Annotated in this window: 24 protein-coding genes and 3 pseudogenes; 11 read left to right on the forward strand and 16 right to left on the reverse strand. The window is 56.4% G+C overall.

All coding sequences use genetic code 11. The annotated features are described in order from the left end of the window. The 3 genes and pseudogenes from JNB91_RS27315 to JNB91_RS27325 form a co-directional block, all read right to left on the reverse strand. Nucleotides 1–211 (reverse strand): annotated as a pseudogene (locus JNB91_RS27315) (IS110 family transposase); the annotation flags it as partial. A 147-nt stretch (nucleotides 212–358) separates the two neighbouring features. Next, nucleotides 359–673, reverse strand: coding sequence for an addiction module antidote protein (locus JNB91_RS27320; protein WP_220328618.1), 315 nt, complete (start codon nucleotides 671–673; stop codon nucleotides 359–361). 4 nt (nucleotides 674–677) lie between these two features. Further along, nucleotides 678–974: pseudogene (locus JNB91_RS27325) on the reverse strand (type II toxin-antitoxin system RelE/ParE family toxin). A 534-nt stretch (nucleotides 975–1,508) separates the two neighbouring features. Here JNB91_RS27325 and JNB91_RS27330 point away from each other — a divergent pair. Both JNB91_RS27330 and JNB91_RS27335 read left to right on the forward strand, forming a co-directional pair. Next, nucleotides 1,509–1,970, forward strand: a complete 462-nt coding sequence (locus JNB91_RS27330; RefSeq protein WP_220328619.1) for a RidA family protein — start codon at nucleotides 1,509–1,511, stop codon at nucleotides 1,968–1,970. Nucleotides 1,971–2,041: 71 nt separating this feature from the next. Continuing rightward, nucleotides 2,042–2,764: a gamma-glutamylcyclotransferase gene (locus JNB91_RS27335; RefSeq protein WP_220328678.1), complete on the forward strand. Its 723-nt coding sequence runs from the start codon at nucleotides 2,042–2,044 to the stop codon at nucleotides 2,762–2,764. A 27-nt stretch (nucleotides 2,765–2,791) separates the two neighbouring features. Here the strand turns inward: JNB91_RS27335 and JNB91_RS27340 are convergent, their stop codons facing one another. Further along, complete coding sequence (locus JNB91_RS27340; RefSeq protein ID WP_220328620.1) at nucleotides 2,792–3,691, reverse strand: LysR family transcriptional regulator; 900 nt, start codon at nucleotides 3,689–3,691, stop codon at nucleotides 2,792–2,794. Nucleotides 3,692–4,362: 671 nt separating this feature from the next. On the opposite strand from JNB91_RS27340, the pseudogene JNB91_RS27345 reads away from it, so the two are divergent. From JNB91_RS27345 to JNB91_RS27365, 5 genes and pseudogenes are all read left to right on the forward strand, one after another. Beyond that, nucleotides 4,363–4,833 (forward strand): annotated as a pseudogene (locus JNB91_RS27345) (Hsp20 family protein). Between the two features lie 119 nt (nucleotides 4,834–4,952). Next, the gene (locus tag JNB91_RS27350) at nucleotides 4,953–5,234 is read left to right on the forward strand and encodes a DUF982 domain-containing protein (protein ID WP_220328621.1); all 282 of its coding nucleotides are present in this window, start codon (nucleotides 4,953–4,955) and stop codon (nucleotides 5,232–5,234) included. A 263-nt stretch (nucleotides 5,235–5,497) separates the two neighbouring features. Then, the gene (locus tag JNB91_RS31515; protein ID WP_346269408.1) at nucleotides 5,498–6,364 is read left to right on the forward strand and encodes a PAS domain S-box protein; all 867 of its coding nucleotides are present in this window, start codon (nucleotides 5,498–5,500) and stop codon (nucleotides 6,362–6,364) included. Between the two features lie 114 nt (nucleotides 6,365–6,478). Further along, on the forward strand, nucleotides 6,479–6,688 hold the full coding sequence (locus tag JNB91_RS27360) for a nucleotidyl cyclase domain-containing protein (protein ID WP_220328623.1): 210 nt from the start codon (nucleotides 6,479–6,481) through the stop codon (nucleotides 6,686–6,688). A gap of 222 nt (nucleotides 6,689–6,910) precedes the next feature. After that, the gene (locus JNB91_RS27365; RefSeq protein WP_220328624.1) at nucleotides 6,911–7,165 is read left to right on the forward strand and encodes a hypothetical protein; all 255 of its coding nucleotides are present in this window, start codon (nucleotides 6,911–6,913) and stop codon (nucleotides 7,163–7,165) included. A 274-nt stretch (nucleotides 7,166–7,439) separates the two neighbouring features. On the opposite strand, the gene JNB91_RS27370 is transcribed toward JNB91_RS27365, so the two are convergent. The 4 genes from JNB91_RS27370 to JNB91_RS27385 all read right to left on the reverse strand — a co-directional run bounded on the left by JNB91_RS27370 (nucleotide 7,440) and on the right by JNB91_RS27385 (nucleotide 10,110). Next, the gene (locus tag JNB91_RS27370) at nucleotides 7,440–7,583 is read right to left on the reverse strand and encodes a hypothetical protein (RefSeq protein ID WP_220328625.1); all 144 of its coding nucleotides are present in this window, start codon (nucleotides 7,581–7,583) and stop codon (nucleotides 7,440–7,442) included. Further along, on the reverse strand, nucleotides 7,580–7,897 hold the full coding sequence (locus JNB91_RS27375; RefSeq protein ID WP_220328679.1) for an ATP-binding cassette domain-containing protein: 318 nt from the start codon (nucleotides 7,895–7,897) through the stop codon (nucleotides 7,580–7,582). The genes JNB91_RS27370 and JNB91_RS27375 overlap by 4 nt, the downstream gene beginning before the upstream one ends. Nucleotides 7,898–8,401: 504 nt before the next feature. Beyond that, nucleotides 8,402–9,568, reverse strand: coding sequence for an MFS transporter (locus JNB91_RS27380; protein ID WP_220328626.1), 1,167 nt, complete (start codon nucleotides 9,566–9,568; stop codon nucleotides 8,402–8,404). Further along, entirely contained in the window at nucleotides 9,565–10,110 is a 546-nt protein-coding gene (locus tag JNB91_RS27385) for a TetR/AcrR family transcriptional regulator (RefSeq protein ID WP_220328627.1), read from the reverse strand. The genes JNB91_RS27380 and JNB91_RS27385 overlap by 4 nt, the downstream gene beginning before the upstream one ends. A 484-nt stretch (nucleotides 10,111–10,594) precedes the next feature. Here JNB91_RS27385 and JNB91_RS30970 point away from each other — a divergent pair, with 484 nt between their 5' ends. Next, the gene (locus JNB91_RS30970) at nucleotides 10,595–10,816 is read left to right on the forward strand and encodes a prolyl oligopeptidase family serine peptidase (RefSeq protein WP_346269409.1); all 222 of its coding nucleotides are present in this window, start codon (nucleotides 10,595–10,597) and stop codon (nucleotides 10,814–10,816) included. Here the strand turns inward: JNB91_RS30970 and JNB91_RS27395 are convergent. From JNB91_RS27395 to JNB91_RS27420, 6 genes are all read right to left on the reverse strand, one after another. Next, on the reverse strand, nucleotides 10,739–11,695 hold the full coding sequence (locus JNB91_RS27395) for a quinone oxidoreductase family protein (protein WP_220328628.1): 957 nt from the start codon (nucleotides 11,693–11,695) through the stop codon (nucleotides 10,739–10,741). The genes JNB91_RS30970 and JNB91_RS27395 overlap by 78 nt on opposite strands. 208 nt (nucleotides 11,696–11,903) lie before the next feature. Next, the gene (locus JNB91_RS27400; RefSeq protein WP_220328629.1) at nucleotides 11,904–12,053 is read right to left on the reverse strand and encodes a hypothetical protein; all 150 of its coding nucleotides are present in this window, start codon (nucleotides 12,051–12,053) and stop codon (nucleotides 11,904–11,906) included. 53 nt (nucleotides 12,054–12,106) lie between these two features. Then, nucleotides 12,107–12,454, reverse strand: coding sequence for a hypothetical protein (locus JNB91_RS27405; RefSeq protein ID WP_220328630.1), 348 nt, complete (start codon nucleotides 12,452–12,454; stop codon nucleotides 12,107–12,109). A 125-nt stretch (nucleotides 12,455–12,579) separates the two neighbouring features. After that, nucleotides 12,580–12,981 (reverse strand): Rid family hydrolase, encoded by a 402-nt coding sequence (locus JNB91_RS27410; RefSeq protein ID WP_220328631.1) that lies wholly within the window; start codon nucleotides 12,979–12,981, stop codon nucleotides 12,580–12,582. A gap of 123 nt (nucleotides 12,982–13,104) precedes the next feature. Beyond that, complete coding sequence (locus tag JNB91_RS27415; RefSeq protein WP_220328632.1) at nucleotides 13,105–13,845, reverse strand: SDR family NAD(P)-dependent oxidoreductase; 741 nt, start codon at nucleotides 13,843–13,845, stop codon at nucleotides 13,105–13,107. A gap of 257 nt (nucleotides 13,846–14,102) precedes the next feature. Further along, on the reverse strand, nucleotides 14,103–14,960 hold the full coding sequence (locus JNB91_RS27420; RefSeq protein ID WP_220328633.1) for an alpha/beta fold hydrolase: 858 nt from the start codon (nucleotides 14,958–14,960) through the stop codon (nucleotides 14,103–14,105). Nucleotides 14,961–15,093: 133 nt separating this feature from the next. On the opposite strand from JNB91_RS27420, the gene JNB91_RS27425 reads away from it, so the two are divergent. After that, on the forward strand, nucleotides 15,094–15,660 hold the full coding sequence (locus JNB91_RS27425) for a TetR/AcrR family transcriptional regulator (protein ID WP_220328634.1): 567 nt from the start codon (nucleotides 15,094–15,096) through the stop codon (nucleotides 15,658–15,660). Between the two features lie 228 nt (nucleotides 15,661–15,888). On the opposite strand, the gene JNB91_RS27430 is transcribed toward JNB91_RS27425, so the two are convergent. Both JNB91_RS27430 and JNB91_RS27435 read right to left on the reverse strand, forming a co-directional pair. Continuing rightward, nucleotides 15,889–17,028, reverse strand: a complete 1,140-nt coding sequence (locus tag JNB91_RS27430; RefSeq protein ID WP_220328635.1) for an epoxide hydrolase family protein — start codon at nucleotides 17,026–17,028, stop codon at nucleotides 15,889–15,891. A 227-nt stretch (nucleotides 17,029–17,255) separates the two neighbouring features. Then, nucleotides 17,256–17,645: a limonene-1,2-epoxide hydrolase family protein gene (locus JNB91_RS27435; RefSeq protein WP_220328636.1), complete on the reverse strand. Its 390-nt coding sequence runs from the start codon at nucleotides 17,643–17,645 to the stop codon at nucleotides 17,256–17,258. A 190-nt stretch (nucleotides 17,646–17,835) separates the two neighbouring features. On the opposite strand from JNB91_RS27435, the gene JNB91_RS27440 reads away from it, so the two are divergent. Then, nucleotides 17,836–18,861: an IS110 family RNA-guided transposase gene (locus JNB91_RS27440; protein ID WP_220328637.1), complete on the forward strand. Its 1,026-nt coding sequence runs from the start codon at nucleotides 17,836–17,838 to the stop codon at nucleotides 18,859–18,861. 485 nt (nucleotides 18,862–19,346) lie between these two features. Beyond that, a complete protein-coding gene (locus tag JNB91_RS27445) occupies nucleotides 19,347–20,000 on the forward strand; it encodes a TetR/AcrR family transcriptional regulator (RefSeq protein ID WP_220328638.1) in 654 nt (217 codons plus the stop codon). The last annotated feature ends 211 nt before the right edge of the window (nucleotides 20,001–20,211 follow it).

The following is a 20,211-nucleotide window of genomic DNA, read 5'->3' on the forward strand; positions in this document are numbered from 1 at the left end:
GCCGTTTGGCTTTCTGGCGAAGCGCTTCAAAGCATGCGAACAGGCTGACGATGTCACCGCCCTCGATGGTGTGGCGGGACATCTTCTCGCTACAAGGGGATAGGGCTGTCACCAGCCAGGTTGACTTACTAAGTTCCAACGAGACGAAAATTGCGCCAAGATCGACTAGAGTAGCGGTCTGTGCTTGAGATTGATCTGATGTCATCGGCATGGTTGGCCTCCAGAGAGTTTTCTAGCAACCTCACTCTGCCACGGAGCAGGCCGCTACTCACCCCTGATGGGATCTCAAGAGCTTAAACCATAAAAAACGGGCAAGCTCGCTCTGGCACAGAGCGAAAATCTTCTAGCCCTATGCCGTTCACTTTACTACGGCGGTCGATCCCCTGTCGGATTTCAAAACAAGATTTAGCCTGTAACCAAGCGCGTCAGCTACCTTTGCGATCGTCCCAAACTCTGGATTACCATCCCCACTTAATGCCCGGTAGAGAGCAGGTCGTGTAAGTCCGGTATTCCGAGAAAGGTCTGACATGCCGCGCGCGCGCGCGACAACACCAAGAGCGCGAGCAATATGGCTTGCGTCTCCATCTTCGCTTGCAGCTAGAAGATATTCAGCAATCGCTTCCTCACTTCCAAGGAATTCCGCGGAGTCATACTCAAACGTGTCAAGTGGCATGCGATTACTCCTTCAATTGCTGTGCTAGTTTTTTCGCTAATCGAATGTCTTTGTCCTGGGTACTGTTGTCGCCACCACAGAGAAGAACATAAACGATCGACCCGTCCCGGACAAAATAGACCCGCTAACCGGGCCCATAATTAATGCGGAGTTCGCTCACGCCTTCACCGACTGGTTTTACATCCCCAGGATTTCCTGCAGCGAGACGGTCTATGCGGTCGGCAATTCGAGCTAGAGCACGAAAGTCCTTCAGCGTTTTTATCCAGTCCGCAAAATCACGGGTGCGCCTAATCGTGAACATGAAGTTATGTAACCTATGGGAGACAACATATCAAGTCTGTGGTTATCCGGGAATATGGCTGTTTGAGGCTTGTGCCATTAGTTTGGTCAGCCCAATGATTGAACAGGTTCAATCTTCATCACGCCATGATGGCCCCTCTTATGCTGTCGCTGTCCGTACGCGTTTTGGCCCCTTAGGTCGGCCTAAGATCGGCCATTCCGAAGGGAAAACTGCAGAAAATATAACTGATCTAGCCGATGGGCCGGCGGTTCGTATCCGCTCAAGAGTTTATCTGCCGTCTCGCCCTTAGGTTAACTGTCGAAGAGTCCGTGCTGCATCCGGCGTCCAGTTCAGCGTCGGTTTGGTCAACTTCAGCTACATGACCGCTTCTCATTGTTTCATTGGGTGCAATCAATTCGATACTATTATCTCAATTGTGAGCGTGACCTGCTGGCGGCAATATCGCTGCTGTCAGACGAGCTACGGCCGCCCAGGTTTGCGTCGTCTCGCATCACCCTCATGCGCGATTAGCGCTGCCTACGACTGGAACCGAACATGACGAGTACCCGGATCAAAAAGAAAATCGCAAACCACGGCGTCGCCTGGGAACAGGCTTTCGGATACGTTCAAGCCGTACAAGTGAAGGATACGATCTACATCTCCGGACAGTTGAGCCATGACGGCGATGGCAAGCTTATTGCGCCCGCCGCCCTTGATGCCGCAGGTCGGCCAATCGACTTCAACCAGATGGAAGATCAGATCCGCCAGACATACGTCAATGCCAAGAAGCTGCTAGCCGAGTTCGGTGCCACTCTTGAGGACGTTGTCGAAGAGACGCTTTTTGTCCTCGACGTTCCAAGCGCATTCGCAGCCGGATCCAAGGTCCGCAAGGAAATGTACGGCACGGACACGCCGCCTGTTGCCAGCAACCTGATCGGTGTGAGCGAATTGGCCTTCCCAGAACAGATCGTCGAGATCACGTTCCGCGCCGTGGTCGACATCCCAACCGCTCCATAAACCTAATTGTCCCAGCGAGAGCCGCCGCGGCGAGAACGCTTCGGCGGCTCCATCTTTAAGTGAGTTTCGAAATGTCGAGAACGCGCTCCGGCAAAACACGGCTAGCTGGCACCTTGCATCTGACTTCCGATCTTGTCGCCAAGACGCTGAGGGTGGTCGAAGAAGAAGGCCCGGAACCGAACTGGACGCCCGTCTCGCGCGACCAGCTAGACCAGCTTGTCCGGCGGGTAGAGGAAGAAGCTGGCGATGAGGAAATCTGGGTGTTCGCCTATGGCTCCCTAATGTGGAACCCCGGCTTTGAGGTGGCGGCAAGTGATAACGCTGTTGCATTCGGCTGGCATCGCGCGTTTTCGCTAAGGATTGAACGTCTGCGTGCCACGTCGGATGCACCGGGCCTCATGCTGGCGCTTCAGCCAGGAGGAAGCTGCTCCGGTCTAATTCTCAAGCTCCCATGCGCAACGAAGAAAGAGGATCTGCGTACGCTGCTTGCCCGCGAGATCCGGTATGCCGAAGTCTGCGATATGGTGCGCTGGGTCTCGGTCAAAACATCGAAAGGCACACGTCGGGCGTTGACGTTCTGGGCGAGCCCAAAGCAGTCTCTACTGACTGACAAGGTGCCGCTTGATGAGGCCGCCCAATTGATTGCCCAGGCATGCGGTCCCGCCGGATCCTGCGCGGAATATTTGCATCGGACGGTTCTCGACCTGGCGGAGCGTAGGATCTTCGACCGAAACCTTTGGACGTTACAAAAATTCGTAGCGGAAAGGCTGGAAGACCTCCCGCTACGGGATTGATCGATGAGAACGCGGCACCACCTCTCGTCAATCCAACATGACCATGTGCGACGCCACCTGTTCTTCGAAGAATTTCGAGAACGAGGCGATGCGGGGCGGAAGCGCCTGATAGGGTGGATAGAACAGTGTTAGCCAAAGATCAGGCGGCGCCCATCCTTTGAAGACATGGACGAGCCGGCCGCTTCTGATGTGGTCGGCGATGTTAAAGCCCGGAAGAAGCGCTACACCCGCTCCGTCGGCGGCCATATCAGCCAGAACCTCACCGCTGTTGGCGCTGAAGGCGCGCCCCGCAGAAATGGTCATGCTCGATCCGCCATCGGACAGGACCCAGTTCTCGCGTCGGCTTTCCCCGCTATAGGCAAGGCAGTCGTCTGGCCTCAGCTCGTTCGGGTGCTGCATATCAGCGAACCGGGTACCGGGTGCAGCCACCAGGATGCGTGGGACCTTTCGAATCTTCCGCCAGATCGTGAATTTGTCCGAAGGCTGGGATGAGATCCGGATCGCAAGATCATAGTCGTCGTCGACGATGTTCACCAAGCCATCAGACAAGGAGATCTCGAAGCTCATCTTCGGGTAGCGTTCCTTGAAGCCTGACAGGATCGGCGGGAGCACCGTCTTGCCAAACCAGGTTGGAGCACTGATCCGCAGGCGTCCTTCGTCCGCCTTATGTGCATTCATGACATCGCGTCGAGCTTCTTCGAGCGTTTTCACAGCCGGTTGGATCTGTGCGGCGAAGATTGCACCATCGGTTGTCAGTGAAACCTGCCTTGTTGTGCGGACAAAGAGCTGCACGCCAAGTTCTGTCTCCAGTGCTGCGATCGCGCGCGTGACGGCGGCTGGTGTCATGTCCAGTTCGCGGGCGACCTGAGCGAAGTTCCGCTTTTCGGCAGCGAGCAAAAAAGTTCGAAGTGCTTTATAATCGTTCATGTGATTGTTTCAGTAATTGCAATTCATTCTCAAGAAATATTGCAATTTCCCGCGCCGATCAACTGGCTTATCTTTCAATCAACATCGGAACACAACACCAATTGAAGGGCATCGCCATGATCAAGGATATCGCACTGTGGGAGCGTATGAGACGGCTCGCCTCGCGTTGGGTCCGCGACTCTCAGCGACCCACTCTGCTCCCCGGTTCGCAACTGCCGCCTGAATAGTAGAGATGACCAGAGTTCGGGACCGGGCTTGGGAAACCGAGCCCGGACTGCATCCGCGTCTAGGGCGCCAGACATTCGTCACATATGCCACACCCATCCTCGTCCATAGTGGAGCGCGGGCGCGGGCGACAACAACACGCGCAGGTGACTGTCTCGTCCGCGCTGCCATGCTCTGGCGACAAAATCTCAAGTTCAAAATCCGCGTCTGTGGTCGTCGTTAGTTCATCCATCTCAGTACTCCCAAGGCGAGATACGGGCATCGAGATAAGAGCCGGTGTAAACTCCGCCAAGAGGCAATTCATTGGTCCAAAAAAAATCGGACGAGGTGTTGAACTGCAAAATCTCAAAAACCAAATCGATCGGCGCCGACGGTCCATAGGGTGTCGGTTGACCGAGGGAGCGGACGTTCGCTCCCTTCCATGTTGCTTTACGGAGGATATGGCTATGAGAACTGTACTTGATTTCGCCCCGCTCTATCGTTCGAGCATCGGTTTCGACCGCGTGTTCAATCTGCTGAGCAATACGCAGCGCCTTAACGCAATAGAGACCTGGCCGGCCTACGACATCGTCAAGAACGGCGATGACGACTATCGCATCACGATGGCGGTGGCCGGCTTCGCCGATGGTGATCTGGATATCACCCAGGAACGCAACGTCCTTGTGGTCAAGGGCGGCAAAGCCGATTAACTCCAGGGCGAGTATCTTCATCGCGGTATCGCAGGTCTTTCTTTCGAACGCCGGTTTGAGCTCGCTGATCATGTGAGGGTGGAAGGCGCAGACCTGAGGAATGGCCTGCTGACCATTGCTTTGAAACGAGAGGTGCCGGAAGCTATGAAGCCGAGAAAGATCGAGATCGGCGTTGAGTCCGCCGCCCGCGAGCCCCTTCGTCTGGAAACGGACCGTGAGGTCGCCTGATAGTACCACTGTCGGGTTGAGATGACGCTCGACGCAGGTACCTTGCGTATCGTTACTCGGCTGGCCCCCTCGCGGGGCCGGTCTCAAAATTTCATGCAGAGCAAGAGGAGGAAGTTGTGATGTCATTCGCTCTGTTCGACAAACCGATCTACGCGCAGCGCCGGTATTTTGTTCAGGAGATAACCGGGCTGGATGATGTGTTCGGCTTTCTTGACGAGTGGCCGCAGGCAAAGCGAAATCTCGCTTATGAGACCCTTCTCCGATATTGCCGGGAAGCGGCTGCTGGTCACTGGCCAATCGACGCAGTCCGAGAGAACTTCCAGGTTTTTCTGAAACAGGACGGCAAGCTTGCCGAACTCGAAGATGTGCCACCCCATCTCCAGCGAGACTCTGCCGCTTAGATTGGTGGGGTATAGGCAAGCTCGATCTCGCGGCTGTGGCTCAACAGAAAGACAGTACGAACTGCCGTCGTGGTGATGCGGCCGCGATCACTTGATTATCGCCTGCTAAAACACACCTATCGCGGTAAAGCTCTTGTCTTCGGAGGAAAGATGGCAGCGGAACCTTATACGGCTGACGATCCCGAAACCCGCCTGGCGCTTTTCGACTTTGCATTCGAGAACGCTCCCACGGGATCGTCCTTGTAGACCTCGAGGGACGTATAATTCGCGGCAATGCTGCGTTCGCTAAGCTCTTGTCGCTTCCTCCCGACAAAATACTTGGGACGCAGTTTAAAGATTTCACTCGCCCCGAAGATATCGAGGCCGACTTGATCCTGTTTCAGCAGGTGCTGCAGGGAAGGCGGGACGGCTATACGATCGAGAAGCGATATCTACGACCCTCCGGAGAGATCGTCCACGTTCTCATCCACGTGGCGGCCATGCGGAATGCCGAAGGTAAGGTTGTACGCTTCATCTCGCAGATCGAGGATATCACCCGTCATGAAGAACATGAGCGCCAGCTCGCCGAGCGCGCGGCTCAGCTTGAGTTGGCGCTTGAGGCCGTTCGTGGCGGCTTCTGGCAAATGGACATTCAGAGCGGCAAGTTTGAGACTTCAGATCGGTCGGCGCAATTTATCGGTGGGCCAACCGCCGCGCGGCTCGACCTCGAACGTTACGTCAATCGCGTCAATGTCAATGATGGCGCCCAGGCCGATCTGACGCCTCTGATCGCCGGTGAGCAGGATCAGAATGTTGCCGAGTATCGCCTTGATACCGTCCATGGCGAACGATGGATGCGTTGTGACCGTCGGCTTCTCCGTGACAGCGACGGCCAGCCGGTGAAGATTGTCGGCATGGCAATCGACTTCACCGAGGACCGGCGCCGGATCGAGATGCTGGAGGAGACAGCACGAACCGATGCACTGACCGGGCTGTTAAACCGCCGCGGACTGGCGGTGGAATTTGCCTCTCTACGGTCTGCTGACGGTTTTGCGATCCTTGCACTCGACCTCAATGTTTTCAAGGAAGTCAACGATGCTCATGGCCACGCAATGGGAGATGCCGTTCTGCAAACACCACCACACGTCTGATATCTGCCGTTAGAGAGCAGGATCTTGTGGCACGAACGGGCGGAAATGAACTGTCGTGGTGGTCGCGGGTAGCCAGTCGTCGGGTGAGCGGCGGCCGAACGTATTCTCCAGCGGATGCGCGAGCCCATTGCGATTGCCGATGAAAATGCTGACATCCGCACGAGCATTGGAGGGATCTGGACAGACGCGAAGCGCGATGTGTCAGAGCTGCTGAAAGAGGCCGACCTGTATGAAGCAAAAGCAGTGGGCAAGGATGCCGTTCGATTTCAATCTGCATCGCGGACAGAGTTTCAAAGAGGATCAGCCTCTGCGTCGAGTCACTGATCCCCTTCGCCGGTCGAAGATGTCCTTCTTCCGGCGCCTCTCGCAGACCTTGACTGGTGCGCTCGACGCGCAGCGAGATCGTTATAGCCGGACCTAAGCTCGGAGATTTCGTACGCGCCAGCGATCCATTGCTCTACCCAACCGAGAAATTCAGGGTCATCGTCGATTGGCACGCCTCTTGATGCCGCCTTTAGCCGAACCTGGTTGAAAATCACTCGCCGCTTGTCGCTGTCGATCGCCAATCTTCTTTCCTCGATGATGTGGAGATTGCTAGAGGAAAACCGCGATACTTTCCGTGTTCACGACATGAATGAATTCGTCCCACGCCTCTTGAGCGGATGCGAACGGGTCATTCCAGTCGGTAACCTGGTCTTCCAGGCTGGTGACTTCCATTCGCCAAGTGTCACCTCCCCACGGGCGGAAAATTTCCACAAGGACGGTTATGCCGTTGTCTGTGTAATGGCGGGAAAGCTGTGAACGTTCGCGAGAGGGCAGATCTGTCTCAGTCATGAGTCTCACACGTTTGATCGGCGGACTGAAGACTTCATGAGCGCGCGATTTAATGCAAGGCGGCTAATTCGCTATGTCGGGCGCGACGAGGTCGCTTACGGGCGCGAGCCAACAGCGTTGGATGCCTAGCTGCGGCACTATGAGACGGACGGCTATCAAGCGCAGCAATAGGATAATTGAAAGAAATCAGCGGTCTCCCAAACGTAATGAGGGGGGCGTTGATGCGGATCTCATCAAGAGCTTAAGATGGGATCAAGAATGGCAACGCTACCGATTGCTCGTTTACGGTTGTTACTGGAATGTCGAAACCATAGATCCTTTGAAGCATCCCGGTGGTGATGACCTCCTTTGGCTTGCCATCAGCAATGACATGGCCATCCTTCATGGCAACGATCCTGTCTGCAAAACTGCCGGCGTAGTTGATATCGTGCTAACGATCACCACCGTCTTGTCCCGCATATCGGCGATCGTTCGCAGCGACTTCATCAATTCACTCGCGAAATACATATCCAGGTTGTTGAGCGGTTCATCGAGCAGGAGGTAGTCGGTGTCCTGGCAATAGGCCATGGCGACAAGGCAACGTTGCCGCTGTCCACCGGAGAGAGTCTCGAGAAACCGCTCTGAAAAATTGGTAAGATCAAACAGTTGAAGCGACTCGTCTATAATGTGTCGATCATTCTCGCTCAGGTGACCGCAAATATGGGGAAAACGTCCGTCATATTAATCGTGCGCTGACGTGATTTGTCCTCGCTCTCTAACCCGCCAGCACAAGTTAGGTGATGGGGCGAGCCTTCATAACGCAGAGCGTGTTGCAACCTTTATGCAAGAGCGGATATTCGGGCTGGCGGTGCTCTGCTGTCGCACATGAACCTGCCGTTTGATATGCGTCCGAAAGTGGTGAAGCGTGTCGGCAGATCGTCGAACGAGGTCCAGTCTACAACGATAACGGCGGGTCGAAGGTTCGCATCCGCTCAAGACCGTGAAGTTTATTTCGTCAGTGCCGGAGCGCGTGAGCTGGCTGCTCCGCCCGACCGCCCTCAATAGGCGGCACAGGCGTCGATTGGCGTTTCGTGATGCGAGCAGATCGTTGCGTCCTCTTGTGGACCTCTTCTGGCTATGCCGCTTAGAACGGTGGATAGACGGAGTTGGTCCTCATCACGTACCTCTCACGAGCGTAATTCGTCCAAGACTTATCACTGACCGCTACCTATTCTCTCTGATTGGCCGCATTTGTTCAGCGGATACTTTCTTCGCAGCGGTAAAGCTTGCACCAGCTGCCATGACCAAGGCAAAGATTACGAGAGCCGAGACGCTTCCACCGACATCCCATAGTAGGCCGAAGATCGGCGCCCCGACGGTTTGACCGATAGCAACAATGAGAAAGGGTACACTCAGCCCTAGTGCAGGGTGTCTGGTGTAGATCGATACACCCCAAATGAGAAGGGCGCCCGTTGTGACGATGTAGCCGAAGCCGAACAAACCGAGAGCGATGAAGGCTAGGTGGGAGTATCCGATCGCTGCTGCAAGGAACGCGATGGCTATACCCATCATTGCGACCGAAAGGCGGTGAACGGCAGGAAGTCCGAGATGCTGCACAAGTGAACCCGTTGATGATCCTCCGATACCGACCACTCCTAGTACAATCCAGCTTGTAGCGATCTGGTACCTGGAGAAGTCCATTTCATCCTGCATTATGTTTGCGCCGAAAGTCCATACCGCGGTACTAGCAAAGCCGACGATGAACGACCCGGCCATGAGATTTCGAGCGCCCGGAACATGAGCGTTACCCCAGTGCAACTTTTCTGCGACGTTTTTGCCGTTTCGAGGCGGGATCGTCCAGAAAAGCCAGAAAGTTATAATCAGTCCAAGACCAGCAAAGGCCGCATAGAGCGGGCGCCAGCTACCATAAAATGCGAGCGCCGCTGCACCTGAAATCACTATCCCGACTGCCGTACCAGAATTGATGAGGCCATTGGCCTTGGGCTGGTTAGGATGAGAAAAAGTTCTTGCCACGGTTGATGCGAGGGGAGGTGATGTCAATCCGGTGCTCAGGCCCCCTAGTGCCATGGCGAAGCTCAAGCTCCAGCCCGACCATGACACGGCGATTATTGCCATAGCGCCAGTCGCGCACGAGCCTGCCAGTACGGTGATGCATCTCTCGCCGAAACGGTCAACCAGGGTGAACGCCATAACAACCCCTAGGCAATACGATGCGAAGGCCAATCCGCCGATCCAGCCAGCTGATACTGCATTCAAGTTAAGGTCAGTGCGGATCGAAGGTAGCAGAAGGCCGTACGCAAACCTCGTTAACCCGTAGGTGAGGGCTGTGAGAGCAAAGGCCGCCGCCACCATGTTTGCGTGGCGCTTCATGGCGTGTACTCCCGACGTGCACGTATCAAAAGCGCCGCGGCCTCTTTCCCGGTGTCAAGGGCGAGTGTGCCTCTCAAGCCTAACAACGCCGTCGCGCCTTCAAACAAAAGCCAGATTTGCATTGCAAGATCCGCGTCAGGAAAACCGAGTGCTATCTCCAAGCGCCGTCCGATCTCAGTTCCAAATTGTCGTTTATGATCGTCGACGACGGCGGTGATCTCCGCGCTTATCGCGGCGTATTCGCCGCGGGCGCGCAAAAACATACAGCCGGAGTTAATATGCCCATCTGTCCACCTACGCTGGATTTCGAACAGCTGCCCTACAGGGTCCGAAGGGTCCGCCTCTCTCAACAACTCCATGAAAGCAAGATGCCTGTGCTTTAAGACCTCAATCACGAGGCCATCCCGAGACCCGAAATGCTTATAAAGCGTTCGTGTTGATGCTCCCGAATGGGCGAGGATTTTGTCGACCCCAATCCCTCGAAACCCTTCGGCTTCGAACGCCCGCTCCGCGCCTTCAATAATCTCTTGCTGCTTTTCCATAACTTTGATGTAAAGCGATCGTTTTACACATCAAGGGAGGGTTTACAGCGAGGCATGATTTTCACCTCTTTGCGTCAACAAGATCAGTGCGAAATCGTACGCTGAGCGAATTTCTGCAAGTTATCCGCAGTTTGCTGTCCATGCTAAATATGAAGATTCAGTGCGAACTGCTGTGTACGCCCCTATTTTGAGACAGCTCTCGATCTCGTCAATCGCTTCTCGGCTAAACGCACGATTTCACACTGATCTTGTTCTGGCCCTTAGATTGCGGAGGCGGCAAAGCCAACGCGTCATTCGCTGAGCCAATTAACGCGGCCGCGGTGCGATCGGATCGCAGAAGGGTATCGCTCGAAGGACTGGATGGAGGTGCCGATCTTTATTGTGCGCCGCAAGGACGTCCATCGCTGCTCCGACATTGCTGTGTGGCTACGGTGGCTTCGGAATTCCTCAAGTGCTCTACTACAACCCGATCCACCTCGCTTGGGTGGAGCAGGGCGGGGTATTGGCAATCGCCGGCATCCGAGGCGGCGGAGAATACGGGAGAGCCTGGCACCGCGCCGGAAAGCTCGCGAATAAGCAGAATTCGTTCGATGACTCCTTTCCAACTCGGATCTTCGTACTCGGGGCTTCAGACCTTCATTACGACTCGCCCAAGAGGCTTTGCCCTCTCTGCGTGCTCATGCGCCGAGGCGGCATCCTTGAGTGAGAATGTCCGATCAATCACGACCTCCAAGCGTCGCTCGGCCGCTGCTCTCAGGAGGATGTCGACCGTTTCGTGTACCGCACGCCTTTCGAACAGGGCTCCCATGAACACGCCGTGCAGCGTTTGGTTATTCTGCATCGGTTGCCAAAGATCGACGGCTAAACCGCCTCCCCCTGCATTGCCGACGAAAACCAAGCAACCTTCTGGCGCGAGCGCCATCAGCGAACTCTGCAAGGTTGAACCGACCGGATCAATCACGAGATCCGCACCCTTGCCACCCGTCAGCCGCTGAACCTCTTCAACCACATCCTGGTTGTGGCGGTCGATAAGATACGATGCACCGAGCGCGCGCAGGCGCGCCTGCCTTTCATTGCCGCTGGCGACAGCAATTACCTTCGCCCCTGTTTGCCGTGCTAGCTGAACCGCAGCAAGCCCGACACCACCCGCGGCCGCATGGATCAACACCGTCTCTGCCGCCCGCAACTGTCCCTTGGTGATTACACAGTGATAGGCCGTTCCGAACGAAATCGGCAGTATCGCCGCCTCGGCCATGCTCAAACCGTCGGGGACTAGCCACGTGCGTGTCTCCGGCACGGCCCAGAGCTCGGCATGCGATCCTTGCATGTTGAAGGCGGCCACCTTCTCACCAACGGTCCGGTGCTGCACGTTTTCGCCGACTGCGACGATCGTCCCCGCGGCGGCGTAACCGACGATCCACCGGGATCGGTGTTCTGTGGAACGCCGATTGATGAGGTCGCCGCCCTCGACGGAGATAGCCTCCACAGAGATGAGTACATCGCGAGGCCCACAGACAGGGTCCGGCATATCGACATATTCGAGAACGGCCGGAACACCAGGGGCGTCATAGACTGCAGCTTTCATCTGTTCTTCCTTTCCCGTAACGGTATGAGCTAACTATCCTTCACCGAAAACCCAATTGGCAGCGATCAGCCCAATCTGCTCAATATTCCACTGATAGGATTCCCCGGCGATTTGGGGCGCGGATCTTAGTCGTTCCACCAATGGTACGGGGCGCCATCTGAAGTGCGAAAGGCCAGATGCCCGTCGGCGATGTGGCCCAATGCAGTTGCTAAAGCGGCTCAGCTACCCGCTTGAAGAAATAATGAAAGACGAAATGCGCTGGTGAAACGACCGCAACCAATTCCCACCCGGCTTCACCAAGTTCGTTCATCTGCTGATTATCAAGTGTCTTGTCGACTGTTAGGTATTCCCATTTCATGATGGACCTCGTTCATTGTTGAGTGATTGCTAGAGACTGGTGAAGAGCTTTTTTCAGGGCGCCGTGTTCTGTGCTGTGTTGCTCTTCCAATAGGTGTCGATGATGTTGCGACAATTCCGAATGACATGTTCGCCAACCTCAGGGTTTCCTCCGCGCAGAGTATCTGGATTGCCACCGCAAAGGCGCACGAACGTTGCCTGCTGAACCGCAAACATGAAGTAGCCTTCGCTGGTCGTTTCAAGGTCCAAACCAGCGTCTTGCACGTTCCTCCTGACTTCGGCTGTCGCATCGGAAATAGCGCGCGACACCTTCTCAATCATCGTCCGTTCGGCCGCTCGTTGGATTGCGAGGAAGGAGCGCTCCTGCGGTGTGGGAATGGGGCAACTGTCGTGGGTCTTCATAACATTCTCCTTGGGAGGTTGATGTTCTGATCGCATTGAGGTGGTCACAGGCTGTGCTCATGGGTCGGTTGTTGCTAAACGCGACTGGTCTTTGCACCCTGATGCAGCCTTGGCTGGCGCCAGTGTCATTCCAGGATGGCAGTGACACGGATCTCGATTCGCATAGCAGGGAGCCCAAGGGCTTCTACGCCGGTCTGCGTCCATATTGGAGCGCGATCGGGCATGTACTGGCGGAAAAGGCCGGCGATCGTCTCGTTCACGATCGGAGGAAAGCCCCCAACGTGATAAGAATTGACATGGACGACATCTCTCCACTCGGCGCCAGCCGTGGCCAAAGTTCGCTGAGCATTCTCAAAGGCTTTCTCGATCTCGCTCACGATGGAATCCGGAATTTCGAGATCGTCATTCCACCCACCTTGGCCGGAAATCTCGATGCGATCACCCATCCTTAGCGCTTGCGAAAAGTGTAGGAGCTCATGGAATTTCTGCCCATACCCTGGTGTGACGAACAGTTCAGGCTTGGCCATTGAAGTCTCCTTTTGTAAGGAACGTAAATGAATGGAGATGGCGCCTACCAAAAGAGACCGCCCCGTACGGCCGGGTCTTCGAAACGTGGGCACCATCACTCTGTCAAAGTCTTGCACGGCAGATCAGGCGATCGCACCGCCGTCTGCGGTTAAAATGGCGCCCGTAATGACACTCGCGGCTGGACTTGCGAGGAATACGACCGCGTTCGCAATTTCCCGCGGTTCGCCATAACGTCCAAGGGAGGTCAAGCTTTTCTGGAGCTCTGAAGCTGGTCCGTCCGCCGGGTTGCTTTCCGTATCAGTAGCGCCGGGTTGTACCAGATTAACGGTGATACCATTCGGACCAAGTTCACGCGAAAGGCCGCGCGTGAAGGATGTGAGTGCTGCTTTAGACATGGCGTAGGGTGTAATGCCGGGGAACGGTACTCGCTCACCCAGAGCCGAGCCGATTGTGACAATACGGCCGCCTTTGCCGAGATACGGGATGACGGCCTTCGCGAACAGGACCGGAGCTCGCACGTTCACATCCATCAACGTCTGATATGCAGAAACATCAAGGTCTGCGATCATGCCGCTGTGGCCAATCGCAGCGCTGTTCACAAGGATGTCCAGCCCGCCCAAAGTGGAGACGGCCTCGCTTACGGAGTTGGCAATTGCCTCTGGGTCGGCACTGTCAGCCTGGATCGCAGCCACACGGCGCCCCAACTTTTCGATCGCTTCCGTTACCTTTGAAGCCTTTTCAGCGGAGCGTTGATAGGTGAACGCGACATCCGCGCCATTTTCCGCGAGCGACAACGCGATTGCAGCACCAATGCCTCGCGAGCCGCCGGTTACTAATGCTCGTTTGCCTTCAAGATTGATCATATTTCTGTTCCTTTCTTTCTAGATGAGTTGGTGTGTTTCAGGTCGTCTGCGAAATTGCCGAAGCGGCGAACCGAAGGAGCAACCAATATTTCGTGGGGCTTCTGGCATTCTGTAGGTACGCGACGCGCCAATCTCTGTTGCGAAAGCTGGAACGCTGGGACAGGCTCATACGGCCCCTGTGTTCCTGCGAAGGTTCCCCCTTGTCTATCTTTGGTTGATCCTAGAGCCGGACTTGACCGGTAGACTGTGTCCCGAGCTCAAACGTGTCTGATCAGGAAGCTCTGGATGAACTGAGCGATCTCATCAGCATGTGTTTCCAGGGCAAAATGCCCGGTATCGAGCAGATGGACCTCCGCGGCGGGCAGGTCACGCTTGTAGGCCTCGGCACCCGCCGGGACGAATGCTGGATCATGTCGGCCCCAGACCGCCAGGAACGGTGGTTGATGATTCCGGAAGTACGTCTGAAATTCCGGATACCGGTCGATGTTTGTCCGGTAGTCGAGGATAAGATCGAGTTGAATGTCTTCCGCTCCCGGCCGCGACATGAACGCGATATCGAGTTGATAACCATCAGGCGAAAGGCGCTCCTTTGATGTGCCGGTGCGGTATTGCCAGTTCTCGATCACCGCAGGAGATAAGGATGCCCGACATGCCTCTCTGTTTTCGTCGGAGGGGTCCCTCCAATAGGCCTCCCACGCGGTCCACTCATCGCTGAACCCTTCGGTGTAGGCGTTGCCATTTTGGCTGATTATGGCGGTGATCCTCTCGGGATTGGCCATCGCCATCCTGAACCCGACCGGTGCACCGTAGTCGAACACGTAAAGTGCAAAACGGGTGAGGCCGAGCGCCTCCGTAAACCCAGTGATGACATCGGCGAGGTTATCGAATGTGTAAGCAAAATTACCACGTTGAGGCGAGGTCGTTTGACCGAACCCGGGAAGGTCAGGTGCGATGACGCGGTATCGATCTGCCAGTAGCTGGATCAGATCACGGAACATGTGGCTGGAGGATGGAAAGCCGTGGAGCAGAAGAAGGACTGGCGCGTCTCTTGAGCCAGACTCTCTGTAGAAAACCTCGACGTCTTTTACCTTTTGCGTTTTGTAGTTTACGGCCATGCTAGAACTCCTTCTGAAAGGTCTTGGTAAATCAACAATAGACGATGCATGCAAAATACGACCGAACGGTCGGTTGTCAACCCTTTGAGGGTGGTGTATCAGGCATCGGAGAAGCTTGGCTCGGAGAAACCGCATGAAAGTTATGAGAGAAACAATTGTATCGACTGCGAGGGAATTGTTTCGCTCGAAAGGGTACGCCGGCGCGTCGATGAATGATCTCGCGGATGCCGTGGGTCTGAAGAAATCATCGCTATACGTCCGCTTTCCCAGCAAGGAGGCTCTCGTTCCGGCAGTACTCGATCTCACCTTGCAAGAAACATTCGGTCAGAGAGACCCAGCCTCTGGGCAGTGGGATGATGAATTTGTCGAGGTCATCGAGCTAATTGCGACCACTCTTACTGATCGCGGCCGATGTGTGGGCCTTCACTTAGCTTACGGTACAAGTGACGAGACCCCGATAGCCAAGGATGCTGTTCGAGCGTTTTTCCAAGCACATCGCGAGCATTTGTCGAGCATCTTGTCACGCGCCATGCCTGTTGATGTCGCTCGCGAAATCGCGACCGACACGTTAGCCCGGTTGGAAGGTGCCACGGCTTTTGTTGCGATATTCGGCGAGGCCGATGCAATGAAACGAGCGGTTCGCCTATCCATCGAAGAAGCCAAAAATGCTGCTACCGCGAAGTCACCGTCGAAACGATAGCTTTTGACGATTAGGCCGTTACGATCTGTGCAGCAATCATCTTTCCGCTCTTCCTCGTCGAGCGACATGACGAGCGAAAGCGGGCGACGCCTTTCGACACCATTTCCGTCAGGACGGCATTGTCGCACGCCCCACGCCTGCCGTCGCGGCGCATAGATGGCGTTACGGGTTATGTAACCCTGCGCCGACAGCGCCCGCCCCGCGCTTCTGAAACTGAGATCTCCACCGTCAGGAGCGCGCCGCCGACACCGTTGCGATAAAGGCGCGCAGGTCGGCCAGCATCAGCTCCGGCTCCTCCAGCGCGGCGAAATGCCCGCCCCGCGGCATGTCGGTCCAATGCACGATATTGTAGGTCTTCTCCGCGAACGAGCGCGGCGGCGGCAGGAACACCGGATCGGGGAAGGCCGCGAAGCCGGTTGGCACCTGGATGCGGGTACCGGCCGGGAGCATCCGCGATTCCTCAAGCCGGCTGCCGTAGTAGAAACAGGTTGCAGTCACGAACGATGCGGGCGCGATGTAAAGCATGATGTTGGTGAGGAGTTCCTCCTCGGAAAACTTGCTCCAGATGTCCGGGTCGCCATCGGCGGTTGTTGGTAGATCGGCCCACTTGCCGAACTTCTCGAGTATCCAGCCCGCCGCTCCTACCGGGCTGTCGGCCATCGCGACGCCAAGCGTTTGCGGACGCGTTGCCTGCTCGTGAAAATAGGCGCTCTCCCGATCGGCAATTGCGGCCCGCTTGGCGGCGAAGGACTTCTCCTGGTCGGTCGTCGCAGCGGCATTCTCCGCATGCACGGTCATCATGTTGATATGGATGCCGAGCAGGGCGTCCGGACGATCATGCGCCGCCCAGACCGCGAGGGCGTGGCCCCAATCGCCCCCTTGGATGAAATACGGCGCGTCGCCGAACAGTTGGATCATCAGCCCATGCATGAGCGCAGCAGCCCGTCGCGGGCCGATCGGGCCCGTGATCGGGTTGGAGAACGCGAAGCCAGGAAGCGAGGGGACGACAACATCGTGCCCGTCTGCTGCGAGCGGCTCCAGGAGCCGCTTGAATTCGAGATACGAGCCCGGCCAGCCATGGAGAAGCAGGACGGGCGGCTTCGAGCCGTCGCCCTTCACATGAACGAAGTGGATGTGCTCGCCTTCCACGTCGGCCGTGAAGTTGGGGCGTGCGTTGAGGCGGCGTTCGACCGCACGCCAGTCATAGCTGTTCCGCCAATACTCGACGAGCCGCTTGAGGTCATCAACCCCGACCCCCGCTGACCAGCCTCCCGCATCGCGCAGCTGGCTCCAGTCATAAGCCTCGACCTTAGCTCTGATCGTGGCGAGCCGTTCGTCAGGGATGTTGATCGTGTAGGGTGAAATCATGACGTTTTCCGCTTAGGCTGAAGGGAAACCGCTCTATTCCAGCGCATTTCTAGAAACACCGCGTCATTTCTATCGATATTCGTGTTACGGGAGCCACGGACCCGTCCGGGCGATCCACGGGAATACAGGTGCGGCTCCGTCAGTCAGCAAAGCACCTTGCCTTCGAGCGCGGCATGCCGGCAAGAACAACGCCGCCGTGGCGCCACGGCGGCGGGTTTGCGATCTGGCTATCTCTTGAGAAGTGAGACCTGCCTCTCGAAGTCGGCCAAATCGAAATAGTCGCGCCAGACAGTGATTTCTCCGTTTTCCACGGTGATCGTACCCATGACCGGCAATGTGATCGTCCCGCCACGTTCATGGGTGAACACATCGATCCGCTCGTTGAGAACAATATTCCCAGATGCCGCGATGTTGGTCACAGCCCAGTCTACCCTGAACGCCGTCCCAACCCCGAAGTCCTCATGGAATTCGCGAACGTTGTCTCTCCCTATGATGTTGGGCAGCGGGACGTTGTCGTAGAGGACGTCATCCGACAGCATCGCAAGGGCGTCCTCAATGCGATTTGCACTCCAGTGGCCGAAGAAAGTGGTCGCGATATCGATAGGGTGAGTGGACATGGTTGCTCTCCAGAGAGGGGTTAGGAAACTAGACGAAATTGTTTGCCGGTAATGGGCGGCCGGGAAGCTGCGCGAGCGGCCACCGATGAGGTGGGTCCAATGTTCCACACGATGACGTAATTGCTGCCGGCATATCCCAGTCGCCTCTCTGGTGGCAGACTGATCCCAGTACCAACGGGAGGACATCACGATGAAACAGTATGTCGGATTGGACGTCTCACAGAAGGAGACTTCCGTTTGTGTCGTTGACGAGAACGGCCGATTGATCTTCGAGGGCCGGGCGAAGTCCGATCCGGGAGCCTTAGCGACCCTGCTGGCGAAGAAGGCTCCTGATGCGGAACGAGTTGGCTTCGAGACCGGTGCTATGTCGAGTTGGCTCTGGCATGAATTGAAGCGGATCGGCGTGCCGGTGGTCTGCATCGACGCACGACACGCCCACGCTGTGTTGTCGGTCCGAATGAACAAAAGCGATGAGAACGACGCGCGTGGCTTGGCCGAGCTGGTTCGCATCGGATGGTATCGCGAGGTTGCGGTGAAGAGCGAGGCCAGTCAACAGGTTCGCTCACTGCTAGTTGCGCGGTCCCGGCTCGTGACGATGCGACGTGATCTCGAAAATCAGATCCGATCGATGTTGAAAGAATGCGGGTTGCTTTTCTCTCGCGCTATAGCAGGACAATTCCAGCGATGCGTCACCGAATTGACCGGGGACAGACACGCGCTCTGGCCGGTTTTGCTACCACTGCTTTCCGTGCATGGGCATGTTTGTCGAGAACTAGCCGGTTTGGACCGCCAAGTCCGATTGATGGCTCGCGCAGACGACACGACCAAGCGACTTATGACCGTGCCGGGCATCGGCGTGGTGACGGCCCTGACCTTCCGCCATACCATCGACGATCCGTCTCGCTTTCGAAACGCAACCTCCGTGGGAGCCTATTTGGGCCTGACGCCACGCCGCAAGCAATCGGGTGAAACGGACACTGTCGGCCAAGTCTCGCGATGGGGAGATCGTTTGCTGCGGACTTATCTCTTCGAGGCCGCAAGCGTGCTGCTCCATCGGACGAAGCGGTGGTGCGCGTTGAAGGCCTGGGGACTCCGGTTGGCGAAACGCAATGGCATAAAAAAAGCGCAGGTGGCAGTCGCGCGAAAATTGGCCGTTATCCTGCACTGCATCTGGATCGACGGGACCTCATTCCAGTGGAGCAAGGAACCAGCCTGATCCCTTACTACCTAAACCCAAAATCGCAGGGCTGAATTGGCCTGTGATGTCCCGCCGGGACGGTGGTTGTGGTGACCTCGTTGTTTCGGCTGCTGGCGGCTACGACAGTACAGCGCTCCACACGTTGAGGCATCCGACCCGAACATCATCATGAGGCCATGACCTCGAAAAGGACCATGACCCCGGCACTGACAAAACAGGGTTGACTAAGTCCCGCAATTAAAGGGCCGAAACACACAGAACGTCCTGAAGGAAGAGCATCTCGGGCTGAGTTGCGCAGTCGGCTGGCGTGACGTGCCGGTGGAAGCCCAAAGATGCGCACGTAGTCGCGACTGAATTACGATCGGCGGCCGTATCCCTTCGAACCGCCATTCACATGTGCGCGCTTCTCACACAGATCCATGGCATCCCCTTTTATGCAGTGATCGATGCACAAAGGGGTAGCGGCATTGCAAACTACGGTCAATATATTTATGCAGTGATCGATGCAAAAACATGTTTCGATACCTCAAGCGAATTCACCGTCGACGCGTCCTCCCCGCGGGCGGCCGCGAGAGTTCGATCGCCAGGCAGCGCTTGCCGCGGCGACACGGCTCTTCTGGATGAGGGGATACGAGGCGACCTCAATCGCCGACCTGACGGAGGCAATGGGGATCGGTACCAAAAGCCTTTATGCGGCCTTCGGTTCGAAGGATGCGCTCTATGCCGAGGCCCTACGATACTATTACACGACCTACGAGGGGTTGGTGTGGACCCGCTTCAGGGCTGCTTCGACAGCGAGGCAGGCCGCACTGTTCTTTCTGCAGGATGAGGCGATCGCGATGACCGGTGGAGATCTCGATCTACCCCATGGGTGCATGTCAACGCTCGCGACCGTGGGCAGCGAAGGGCACTCCGAACTGGGCGAACTCATGCGAGCGACTCGTGCAGGCGGTTTTGATCTGCTCAAAGCGCGCTTCGATCGAGCGAAGAACGATGGTGATCTAAAGGCTACGGTGGACACGACCAAACTGGCGAGGTTCGTGCAGACAGTCCAAAGCGGCATGGCGATCCGTGCCCGGGATGGAGCGGACCGCGCCGAGCTGCACGATGTGGCGGAAATTGCGCTTTCCGGCTGGGACAATATCACAGCCAATTGATTAAACCTGCTCGGCGAGGCCCGATCCTATGCCAGTGAAAACAATAGACCGGTAGCGGGCTTCAAGGGGTCAGAACGAGGGCAGTCCAAATCGTACGCCAAGGGCGATCCGAATGAGAACTTAAGCGGCCCGCTGCAGCTTGCGAGAACAACTTGCCCATCAGCTTGATGAACATCGTCACAGCATCAACCGTGAGCTTCTGGCAAAGCTT

The sequence above is a fragment of the Aliirhizobium wenxiniae genome (genome assembly GCF_019511445.1).
Classification (GTDB): Bacteria; Pseudomonadota; Alphaproteobacteria; order Rhizobiales; family Rhizobiaceae; genus Neorhizobium; species Neorhizobium wenxiniae_A.